Source organism: Tateyamaria omphalii (genome assembly GCF_014651375.1).
Classification (GTDB): Bacteria; Pseudomonadota; Alphaproteobacteria; order Rhodobacterales; family Rhodobacteraceae; genus Tateyamaria; species Tateyamaria omphalii.
Map to the genome: position 1 here is coordinate 117,373 of NZ_BMWT01000008.1, position 9,206 is coordinate 126,578.

Genomic DNA, 9,206 nt, shown 5'->3' on the forward strand with positions numbered 1-9,206 from the left:
CCCTGGACCGCTTTAGCGGCGTACAGGGCTTCTTTTGCGCCGGGTCTTATTGCCCTTACCGCGCAGTTGCGATTTCTCGATCAGGCCTTCGTACTGGTGTGCCAACAGGTGGCTTTGTACTTGCTGGATCGTGTCCATGGTCACAGATACCACAATCAGCACGGATGTCCCGCCAAAGTAGAACGGAATGGCAAACTCACCGCGCAGGATTTCAGGCAGCAGACAGACCAGCGCCAGATAGGCCGAACCAAGAACCAGCACCCGGTTGACCACGTATTCGAGGTACTCGGATGTCTTTTTGCCCGGGCGGATACCAGGGACAAAGCCGTTCTGGTTCTTGAGGTTGTCGGCCACGTCATCGGGTTTGAAGCTGACGTTGAACGTATAGAAGTAGGCAAAGAAGACGATCATCGCCGCAAAGAATAGCAGGTACAGCGGCTGACCGGGACCGAAGTTCGCCAGCAGCCACGACATGATCGGACTGGTCGAGTTGCCCGAGAAGGTCGAGATCGTCACGGGCAGAAGCAGCAATGACGAGGCAAAGATTGCTGGGATCACGCCCGCAGGGTTCACCTTGACCGGCAGGTGCGAGGACCCACCGTCATAGACTTTCATGCCCACCTGACGGCGCGGGTACTGGATGTGGATCTTGCGCAGCGCACGTTCCATGAACACCACGAAGGTGATTGTCGCGATGACCATCACGATCACACCCACGATGATGGCAGGGCTCAGCGCGCCCGAGCGGCCCGAGGCAAAGAACTGCGCCAACGCCGCAGGGACTTCGGCAATGATGCCAACAAAGATGATCAGCGAGATGCCGTTGCCGATACCGCGTGCCGTGATCTGCTCGCCCAGCCACATCAGGAACATGGTGCCACCGACAAGAGTGATGAGGCAGGAAATACGGAAGAACATGCCCGGATCGGTCACCAGATCGCCGGATTCCAATGACACAGCCAGACCGTAGGCCTGCAAGGTCGCCAGCGCAACGGTCCCATAGCGGGTGTACTGGTTGATCTTCTTGCGCCCCTGCTCGCCCTCTTTCTTGAGCTGCTCGAGCTTGGGCACCATCGAAGTCAGAAGCTGAACGATGATCGAGGCCGAGATGTAAGGCATGATGCCAAGAGCAAAGATGCCCATCCGACCCAGCGCACCACCAGTGAACATGCTGACCATGCCACCGATGCCTTGACCTGCACTTTCCATGAACTCCCGCAGGGCGGCGCCATCGATGCCGGGAACCGGAATGAAGGTGCCCAGGCGATAGACGATCAGCAGACCAAGGGTAAACAGGATGCGATTGCGCAGGTCGGTAGCCTTGCCCAAAGCGCTCCAGCTCGTGTTGGCGGCCATATTCTCGACGGCAGATACCATGCGGGTGTGTTCCTTTATGGCGAAACGCCGCCCACACCGTTTTCCGGCGGGCGGCGTAGGAAAAACTAGAGACTATGTAAGCCGCAAGTTCGCGGCTCACAAGGCGTCAAACAGGCTTACTCGGCGGCCGCCGCGGTTGTGGTCAGCGACCCACCCGCTTTTTCAACGGCTTCGACGGCGGATTTGGAGGCGCCAGTCACAGCAAGTTCAACTTTCGAGGTGATCTCACCCTTGGCCAGCACGCGGATACCGTCCAGCTTGCGGCGCACGAGGCCGGAGGCGATCAGCGCATCTTCGTCGATGGCTTTTTTCGCGTCGATCTTGCCCGCGTCGATGAATTTCTGGATCAGGCCGAGGTTCACAACGGCAAATGCTTTGCGGTTCGGCTTGTTGAAGCCGCGCTTGGGCAGACGTTGGTAGAGGGGCATTTGCCCGCCTTCGTAGCCGTTGATGGCCACGCCTGAACGGGATTTCTGACCTTTGATACCGCGGCCACCCATTTTACCGGTGCCCGAGCCCGGGCCACGGCCCACGCGTTTTTTCGGTTTGGTCGCGCCAGGATTGTCGCGCAGTTCGTGCAGTTTCATATCGCTTCTCCTTGCCGGATGTGCCCCACGAAGCGTGAACAGGACAACCACGGCGTTTCTTGGTTTTGATTCTGCGGCGCGATGCGCCACCGTGGGCGTATAGACCCAGCATCCAGACGGATCAAGCCCCGTCCACGTCTTCCATTGAAGGTATCACAGTGGCCCAAAGCCATCGCGCCTCACCCCGAGGGTTCATTTTGCACGCTGCGTCGCAAGATTTTGATTCACAGACCAGAATTTGGCCGATAGAGGTGACAATCACGAAACAAAAAAACAGCCCTCCCAACCGGGCGCACGTACAACAGGCCATCGGAGACGCACAAAGTGCTCCAAGATTTTTTTCAGCATCCCGGGGTTCTGCACCGCGCAGGCATCGCATCGGCGGTGCTGAGCGTTTACGCCTTCTGGCCTTACATCCGCGACATCCTGACCAACCGGACCCGGCCCGAGCGCGCATCCTGGCTGATCTGGGCTGTGCTGAGTGCCGTGTCGCTGTTGAGCCAAGTCTATGAGGGGGCCGATGGGTCGCTGGGCTTTGCCATCACGCAGACAGCGGGCACGGTCATCATCTGCGGCCTGACGTTCTGGAAAACGACTGGCCTGCGGTTCAAGACCGACGACAGCCAGGTGCTGACCGCCACGGCCGTCGGTGTCTGGCTGTGGGCGGAAATGGAAAGTGCCGCTTATGCCCTGTTCGTCACCATCACGATGTCGATGATGGGTGGGCTTCTGACCATGCAGAAAGCGTTCCTGGATCCCAAGTCCGAGACATGGGCCACCTGGGCCGCCTTCTTTGTATCGGCTGCATTAGCAGTCGTGGCAATTGGCGGGGCGAACTGGCTGCTTTTGGCATACCCGCTCTATGTCATGGTTCTGTCCGGTGGCATCATGCTCTGCATGGGCGCAGGCCACTTATGGGCGGCACGGAGTATTGCTACTCAGCCCGACACCCCTCACCAGCAGCTGACCCTGTCTGTCATGTCGTTTCAACGGACGGGTTCACCCAGCGTGTCGGAGTAAAGGGGCGCGCAATCGCGCGTTCCAAAAGTTCAAGCCGGTCCTGCCCATAGAAGACCTCACCTTCCAGAACATATGTTGGTGAGCCAAACACGCTGGATGCGAGGGCCATCTGGCTATTGGCGGCGTATTGGGCAGCCACCTGTTTGGATTGCGCCTGCTCAAGCAAGTCATCGGCGTCGTGCCCCAGCCCTGTGGCAAGTGCATGTAACGTCGGTACATCCGACAGATCCGCATCGTCGCGCCAATGGGCCTCAAGGATCGCGTGGGCCATCGCATCCACCTGATCACCGCGATCACCCAGGGCAAGGATCATGCCGCTGGCCAAGGTATAATCCGCATCGTGATAGGTCGGGCGAAACGACACCACCGGCACATCACGCAGTTCCGCCCAACGCTCGATCTCACGCCCAAAGAAGTAGTCGACATGCGCCTGCGTCCGTGCCCGGAAGGGCAGACTGCCCTGCGCCTCGACCACGGGGGACAGGGCAATGGGGCGGTGCACAAGGGTCAGGCCATGGGCGGCGCAAATCTGCATGACCTTGGCCGATCCGAGATATGCGAAGGCCGAGTGGACAGAGTAGTAATAGATGATGTCTGTCATGGGACGCAGGCTAGGCTTCAATTATACCTTCCACAACGCCTGCAACATTGCTTTTGCTCTGTAGGTGGTGCCATCCTGCCCTCGATGAATGCTCTACGTCCCCTTGTGGTCGCTGCCGCTCTTGCGGCCACGCTGCCCACAACGCTGTCCGCGACCGGCTGCGCCCGGGATGCGATGCTGGTTTTTGACGGTTCGGCCTCCATGGATGAACTCAGCTTCGATGTCTCGCGCAAGACCCGGATCGTGGATGCCCGCACGGCATTGCGGGATGCCCTGCCCGACATCACACCGTTTCGCCGGGTGGGCTTGCTGACCTACGGCCCAGGTTCAAGCGCGGACAGTTGCGCCAATATCGACCTGCGCTTTGGTCCACGAGCCGATGCCGCAGCCGACATCGTGGACGAGATCGACGGTCTGCAACCCAAAGGGCTGACGGCGCTGGCCGCGTCCGTTCGGGCTGCAGCCGATGCGCTCGATCACCGCAACCGGTCGGGTATCGTGGTTCTGGTCACTGACGGCAACGAAACCTGCGGCGGGCGGCCTTGCGCCCTAGGCACTGCGCTCACACAGGAGGCCGCAGACCTAACTGTGCATGTCATCGGCTTCCAAGTGGTTGTGGACTTCTTCAGCTGGGACAATCCCGAACAAGTGGATGTGGGCGCAGGCAACACGGTTGCCAAATGCCTCGCGGATCGAACCGGCGGTCTCTATGTCTCAACCGAAACGGTGGAAGAGTTGGCGGATGCGCTGCGTGCCACGCTGGGGTGCGCGCTGATTGGTGCAGCAATTCCTCCGTTCAGCGCATTCGAAACATCACCCGTTCGACCCCGTCAGACATAAACTGTCTCTGACTAGCGGCTTGCCGTCCCATAACAGAACCCAAGGGGTGATGCCCTTCCTATAAATCGTAAGCCCTGCGCTAGACCACCCAGACGGGAAGGTATGGAAAACCGGACTAGCGGGAAACGCGCCCATCGGGCTTACTCCTCTCATACAAATTCCGCCGAACCAAATTATCGGCACACGCAATTTATTTCTTTAAGGAGTCGCGCCCGGGTCAAACCGGGCGCGCATTTCAGGACACCTACGGTATTGTTTGACGTCATCTTTCAGGATCCCAACCTGCTGTGGCTGATCGGGATCGCCTCTGCTCTGCTCAGCACCTATGCCTATCTGCCTTATGTCTTTGACACCCTCTCGGGGCGGACACGACCGCAACGTGCGTCATGGATGATCTGGTCCGTTCTGGGCAGCATCGCGCTAGGGTCCCAGATCTACGAAGGGGCTAGCGCATCGCTCTGGTTCGCGGCCATACAGGTGGGCGGTACGGTCGTGATTTTCCTCCTGTCGCTCAAGCACGGAACGGGTGGTTTCCTGAACCGCTCAGATGCCTGCGTGCTGGCGGCGGCAGCCGTTGGTGTGGTCGCGTGGGCGCTGACCGAAACAGCCGTCTACGCTTTGGCCATCACAAGCACGATTTCGATGATGGGTGGGGCCATCACGGTGACCAAGGCGTTCCGCACGCCAGAGACTGAAACACTGACCATGTGGTCGGCATCTTTTGTGGCGGCCACACTCGCGATTGTCGCCGTGGGCGGTTTGGACTGGGTGCTGCTGGCCTATCCGCTGTACCTATGGGTGCTGAACGGGGCCATTGTCGTGGCCATCCTGCTTGGTCGTGCCCGTCAGGCGCGCGCACCGGTCTTTGTCCCGCGTCATACGAAGAACGCCGCGCAGGTCCTGCGCGGCGTCTGAGTTCAATAGGATCTTGCGATCCGTTCGGGGCGTTTAGCCCTTCTCTTCGATGATTTCGACCAAGTGCGGGATTTTCCGAACCATGCCACGCACGGAAGGTGTGTCTTCCAGCTCGCGGGTCTTGTGCATCTTGTTCAGGCCCAGGCCAATCAGGGTCGCACGCTGTTCTTGCGGACGACGGATGGGCGAGCCGATCTGTTTGACGACGATAGTCTTTGCCATCTGTCTCAGGCCTCCTCAGCCACTTGAGCGGACTCTTGCGGCGCGTCTTCGCGCTTGGGCAGGATGTCAGCAACTTTCTTGCCACGACGCTGCGCAACACCACGGGGCGACTGCTCTTTCTTGAGGCCGTCGATGGTGGCGCGGATCATGTTGTATGGGTTCTGCGAGCCGATGGATTTGGACACAACGTCCTTCACGCCCAGCATTTCGAACACGGCACGCATCGGGCCACCGGCGATGATACCAGTACCTTCAGGTGCGGTGCGCATGACGACTTTACCGGCGCCGTGACGCCCTTCCATGTCGTGGTGCAGGGTCCGGCCTTCGCGCAGTTGCACGCGGATCATCTGGCGCTTGGCTTGCTCGGTGGCTTTGCGAATGGCCTCTGGAACCTCTTTCGCTTTACCTTTGCCGAAACCTACGCGGCCCTTCTGGTCGCCAACAACGACGAGTGCAGCGAAACCAAACCGCTTACCACCCTTCACGGTTTTCGACACACGGTTGATCGCAACCAGGCGATCTGCAAATTCCGGTGCCTCGTCGCGGTCGCGACGGTTGCCTCGGCGGTTATCACGTTCTGCCATCAGAACATCCTTTGAATTGGTGGCTTGCGCCAGTTCTACTCAATCCTGGTGGACCAGAATGGCCCCCGGATCATCGGAGGGGCGTCGCCGCCCCTCTCAGGGTCTTAGATTTTCAGACCGCCTTCACGCGCAGCGTCGGCCAAAGCCTTCACCTTGCCGTGAAAGAGGAAACCACCGCGGTCGAAATACGCTTCTTCCACGCCAGCTTTCTTCGCGCGCTCGGCAATCGCGGTGCCCACCTTTGTGGCGGCTTCCACGTTGTTCTTGCCCAAGACACCCAGATCTTTTTCCAGGGTGGAGGCCGAGGCTAGGGTCACGCCGTTCACGTCGTCGATCAGCTGCACGCTGATGTTCTTGTTGGAACGGTGCACGCTCAGGCGGGGACGCCCGGCGTTGACCTTGCGCAGTTTGTTCCGGACGCGCAGGCGGCGCTTGAGGAACAGGGTCCGTTTGCTGTTTGCCATCTGTCTGGTCCTTACTTCTTCTTGCCTTCCTTGCGGAAGATGAACTCGCCCTTGTAGCGGATGCCTTTGCCTTTGTAGGGCTCTGGCTTGCGCCATTCGCGGATGTTCGCGGCTACCTGGCCAACTAGCTGCTGGTCGATGCCTTCGACAACGATTTCAGTCTGCTTGGGGGCAGTCACGGTGACACCCTCGGGGGCGGTGTAATCCACATCATGGGACAGGCCGAGATTCAGCTTCAGGGTATTGCCCTGCATCTGCGCCCGGTAACCCACACCCTGGATTTCCAGCTCTTTCTTGAACCCTTCGGTCACGCCGGTCACACAGTTCTGCACCAGCGTGCGGGACATGCCCCACTGCTGGCGCGCGCGCTTGGACTTACCGCGGGGTTCGATGGTGACAACGTTGTCTTCGACCTTGAGGGTCACGTCGTCGGTTGCGGTGAAGCTGCGGGTCCCCTTCGGGCCTTTCACTTCGATCGTCTGACCGGAGACGGATGCGGAGACACCCGAAGGCAGATCGACCGGTTTTTTACCAATACGAGACATCTGCTGTTCTCCTTAGAAGATCGTGCAAAGCACTTCGCCGCCAACATTCTGGCTGCGCGCGCTTGCATCCGACATCACGCCCTTGGAGGTGGAGACAATCGCCACGCCCAGACCCTGACGGACCTGAGGAATGTCGCCTACACCCATGTACACACGACGGCCAGGCTTGGACACGCGCTTGAGTTCGCGGATCACAGGCTCACCTTCATAGTACTTGAGGCTGATTTCAATGGCCGGGTGGCCGTTTGCACCGGTGGTTTTCTCGAAACCACGGATGTAACCCTCGTCCGCCAGCACTTCCAGCACGCGCTCACGCAGTTTCGACGCAGGCGTCTCGACCACGGATTTGCCACGCATCTGGCTGTTACGGATACGGGTGAGCATATCGCCGATAGGATCGTTCATAACTTATCTCTCCCTTACCAGCTCGATTTCACCATGCCGGGGATCTGGCCTTGCGAGCCAAGGTCCCGCAGCGCGATCCGGCTGATCTTCAGCTTACGATAGTAAGCGTGCGGACGGCCGGTCAGCTGGCAGCGATTGTGAAGGCGCGTGGCCGAGCTGTTGCGGGGCAGCTTTGCCAGCTTCAGCGAGGCGCGGAAACGCTCTTCCATCGGTTTGCTTTCATCGCTGATGATCTCTTTCAAAGCCGCGCGCTTGGCCGCGTACTTCTTCACCAACTTTTCGCGCTTCACTTCGCGCGCGATCATGGATTTTTTCGCCATATCTTTGTCCTCTGCGCTTACGAGTTGAAGGGCATGTTGAAGTGCTTCAGCAAGGCTTTTGCTTCGGCATCGGTCTGGGCTGTCGTGGTGATCACGATGTCCATCCCCCAGGTCTCATCAACCTTGTCGAAGTCGATCTCGGGGAAGACGATGTGCTCTTTCATGCCCATGGCATAGTTGCCGCGGCCATCAAACGAGCTGCCGGACACGCCACGGAAGTCGCGGACGCGGGGCAGAGCGATGGTGATCAGACGGTCCAGGAATTCATACATGCGGTCGCCGCGCAGGGTGACTTTCGCACCCAAGGGCATGTCCTCACGTACGCGGAAACCAGCGATGGATTTCTTGGCGCGGGTGGTCATGGCCTTTTGACCGGCGATGGCGGTCAGATCTTCCTGTGCGGATTTTGCTTTCTTGCTGTCTTTGACAGCTTCAGCACCGCAACCGATGTTCAGAACGATCTTGTCCAGACGCGGGATCTGCATGTCGTTCTTGTAGCCAAATTCCTCTTTCATGGCAGCACGGATGCTGTCCTTGAACTGGGCCTTCAGGCGCGGGGTGTAGTTTGCTGTGTCGAGCATCAGATCACGTCCCCTGTTGTCTTGGCAAAGCGCACTTTCTTGTCGCCGTCCATCTTGAAGCCCACGCGGGTGGGTTTGCCGTTGGAGTCGAGCAGCGCGAGGTTGCTGAGGTCGATCGGCATCGCCTTGGGGATACGACCGCCTTGGCTTTGCTGGGTTTGACGGGTGGCGCGGATGGCGATGTTGATGCCGTCAACGACAGCTTTGTTCGCCTTTGGGTTCACGGAAGAAATCGTGCCTTCCTTGCCCTTGTCCTTGCCAGCGAGAACGACGACCTTGTCGCCTTTTTTCAGTTTGGCAGCCATATCACAGCACCTCCGGGGCGAGCGAGATGATTTTCATGAAGTTCTTGCCGCGCAGCTCACGAACAACCGGCCCGAAGATACGGGTGCCAACGGGTTCGTTGTTGTTGTTCAGGATAACGGCTGCGTTGCGGTCGAAGCGGATGGCGGTGCCATCTTCGCGACGCACTTCCTTGGCGGTGCGCACGACGACGGCCTTGCGGACGTCACCTTTCTTCACGCGACCACGTGGGATGGCTTCCTTGACCGACACGACAATGATGTCGCCGACGGATGCGTATTTACGCTTGGAACCACCCAGAACCTTGATGCACTGAACTCGGCGGGCGCCGGAGTTGTCAGCAACATCCAGGTTTGTTTGCATCTGGATCATATGGTTTCTCCCGACCTTTGGGGGGCTGATGCGTTCGCCTGATCCCCAGGGTTTCGATTAATGCGCGAAG

Annotated in this window: 15 protein-coding genes; 3 read left to right on the forward strand and 12 right to left on the reverse strand. The window is 59.1% G+C overall.

Features of this window, described 5'->3' with window-relative positions:
• Positions 1 to 12: 12 nt before the first annotated feature.
• Both secY and rplO read right to left on the reverse strand, forming a co-directional pair.
• Positions 13 to 1,377, reverse strand: a complete 1,365-nt coding sequence (secY, locus tag IE087_RS21175) for a preprotein translocase subunit SecY (protein WP_189371432.1) — start codon at positions 1,375 to 1,377, stop codon at positions 13 to 15.
• 116 nt (positions 1,378 to 1,493) lie between these two features.
• Positions 1,494 to 1,964, reverse strand: coding sequence for a 50S ribosomal protein L15 (gene rplO / locus IE087_RS21180; RefSeq protein ID WP_189371433.1), 471 nt, complete (start codon positions 1,962 to 1,964; stop codon positions 1,494 to 1,496).
• 324 nt (positions 1,965 to 2,288) lie between these two features.
• On the opposite strand from rplO, the gene IE087_RS21185 reads away from it, so the two are divergent.
• Positions 2,289 to 2,984, forward strand: a complete 696-nt coding sequence (locus tag IE087_RS21185; protein ID WP_189371435.1) for a hypothetical protein — start codon at positions 2,289 to 2,291, stop codon at positions 2,982 to 2,984.
• On the opposite strand, the gene IE087_RS21190 is transcribed toward IE087_RS21185, so the two are convergent.
• Positions 2,941 to 3,585 carry a 2-hydroxychromene-2-carboxylate isomerase gene (locus tag IE087_RS21190; RefSeq protein WP_189371437.1) on the reverse strand — a complete coding sequence of 215 codons (645 nt, stop codon included), beginning with the start codon at positions 3,583 to 3,585 and terminating at the stop codon, positions 2,941 to 2,943. The genes IE087_RS21185 and IE087_RS21190 overlap by 44 nt on opposite strands.
• A gap of 84 nt (positions 3,586 to 3,669) precedes the next feature.
• On the opposite strand from IE087_RS21190, the gene IE087_RS21195 reads away from it, so the two are divergent.
• Complete coding sequence (locus IE087_RS21195) at positions 3,670 to 4,425, forward strand: vWA domain-containing protein (RefSeq protein WP_229801514.1); 756 nt, start codon at positions 3,670 to 3,672, stop codon at positions 4,423 to 4,425.
• Between the two features lie 252 nt (positions 4,426 to 4,677).
• Positions 4,678 to 5,340 (forward strand): hypothetical protein, encoded by a 663-nt coding sequence (locus IE087_RS21200; RefSeq protein ID WP_189371438.1) that lies wholly within the window; start codon positions 4,678 to 4,680, stop codon positions 5,338 to 5,340.
• Between the two features lie 33 nt (positions 5,341 to 5,373).
• On the opposite strand, the gene rpmD is transcribed toward IE087_RS21200, so the two are convergent.
• From rpmD to rplN, 9 genes are all read right to left on the reverse strand, one after another.
• Complete coding sequence (rpmD, locus tag IE087_RS21205) at positions 5,374 to 5,562, reverse strand: 50S ribosomal protein L30 (protein ID WP_189371439.1); 189 nt, start codon at positions 5,560 to 5,562, stop codon at positions 5,374 to 5,376.
• 5 nt (positions 5,563 to 5,567) lie between these two features.
• Positions 5,568 to 6,146, reverse strand: a complete 579-nt coding sequence (gene rpsE, locus IE087_RS21210) for a 30S ribosomal protein S5 (RefSeq protein WP_189371441.1) — start codon at positions 6,144 to 6,146, stop codon at positions 5,568 to 5,570.
• A gap of 104 nt (positions 6,147 to 6,250) precedes the next feature.
• Positions 6,251 to 6,610: a 50S ribosomal protein L18 gene (gene rplR, locus IE087_RS21215; protein ID WP_189371443.1), complete on the reverse strand. Its 360-nt coding sequence runs from the start codon at positions 6,608 to 6,610 to the stop codon at positions 6,251 to 6,253.
• A gap of 11 nt (positions 6,611 to 6,621) precedes the next feature.
• Positions 6,622 to 7,155, reverse strand: a complete 534-nt coding sequence (gene rplF / locus IE087_RS21220; protein WP_189371445.1) for a 50S ribosomal protein L6 — start codon at positions 7,153 to 7,155, stop codon at positions 6,622 to 6,624.
• A 12-nt stretch (positions 7,156 to 7,167) separates the two neighbouring features.
• Positions 7,168 to 7,560: a 30S ribosomal protein S8 gene (gene rpsH, locus IE087_RS21225; RefSeq protein ID WP_189371447.1), complete on the reverse strand. Its 393-nt coding sequence runs from the start codon at positions 7,558 to 7,560 to the stop codon at positions 7,168 to 7,170.
• 14 nt (positions 7,561 to 7,574) lie between these two features.
• Entirely contained in the window at positions 7,575 to 7,880 is a 306-nt protein-coding gene (rpsN, locus tag IE087_RS21230) for a 30S ribosomal protein S14 (protein WP_189371449.1), read from the reverse strand.
• Positions 7,881 to 7,897: 17 nt separating this feature from the next.
• Positions 7,898 to 8,461, reverse strand: coding sequence for a 50S ribosomal protein L5 (rplE, locus tag IE087_RS21235; RefSeq protein ID WP_189371451.1), 564 nt, complete (start codon positions 8,459 to 8,461; stop codon positions 7,898 to 7,900).
• Complete coding sequence (gene rplX, locus IE087_RS21240) at positions 8,461 to 8,766, reverse strand: 50S ribosomal protein L24 (RefSeq protein WP_039688610.1); 306 nt, start codon at positions 8,764 to 8,766, stop codon at positions 8,461 to 8,463. Before rplX ends, rplE begins: the two co-directional genes overlap by 1 nt.
• 1 nt (position 8,767) lies before the next feature.
• Positions 8,768 to 9,136 (reverse strand): 50S ribosomal protein L14, encoded by a 369-nt coding sequence (gene rplN / locus IE087_RS21245; protein WP_008757934.1) that lies wholly within the window; start codon positions 9,134 to 9,136, stop codon positions 8,768 to 8,770.
• Positions 9,137 to 9,206 lie beyond the last annotated feature (70 nt).

Coding starts and splice junctions, on each gene's coding strand:
- secY (WP_189371432.1), bottom strand. CDS start 1,377: ATGGTATCTGCCGTCGAGAATATGGCCGCCAACACGAGCTGGAGCGCT.
- rplO (WP_189371433.1), bottom strand. CDS start 1,964: ATGAAACTGCACGAACTGCGCGACAATCCTGGCGCGACCAAACCGAAA.
- IE087_RS21190 (WP_189371437.1), bottom strand. CDS start 3,585: ATGACAGACATCATCTATTACTACTCTGTCCACTCGGCCTTCGCATAT.
- IE087_RS21195 (WP_229801514.1), top strand. CDS start 3,670: ATGAATGCTCTACGTCCCCTTGTGGTCGCTGCCGCTCTTGCGGCCACG.
- rpmD (WP_189371439.1), bottom strand. CDS start 5,562: ATGGCAAAGACTATCGTCGTCAAACAGATCGGCTCGCCCATCCGTCGT.
- rpsE (WP_189371441.1), bottom strand. CDS start 6,146: ATGGCAGAACGTGATAACCGCCGAGGCAACCGTCGCGACCGCGACGAG.
- rplR (WP_189371443.1), bottom strand. CDS start 6,610: ATGGCAAACAGCAAACGGACCCTGTTCCTCAAGCGCCGCCTGCGCGTC.
- rplF (WP_189371445.1), bottom strand. CDS start 7,155: ATGTCTCGTATTGGTAAAAAACCGGTCGATCTGCCTTCGGGTGTCTCC.
- rpsH (WP_189371447.1), bottom strand. CDS start 7,560: ATGAACGATCCTATCGGCGATATGCTCACCCGTATCCGTAACAGCCAG.
- rpsN (WP_189371449.1), bottom strand. CDS start 7,880: ATGGCGAAAAAATCCATGATCGCGCGCGAAGTGAAGCGCGAAAAGTTG.
- rplE (WP_189371451.1), bottom strand. CDS start 8,461: ATGCTCGACACAGCAAACTACACCCCGCGCCTGAAGGCCCAGTTCAAG.
- rplX (WP_039688610.1), bottom strand. CDS start 8,766: ATGGCTGCCAAACTGAAAAAAGGCGACAAGGTCGTCGTTCTCGCTGGC.
- rplN (WP_008757934.1), bottom strand. CDS start 9,136: ATGATCCAGATGCAAACAAACCTGGATGTTGCTGACAACTCCGGCGCC.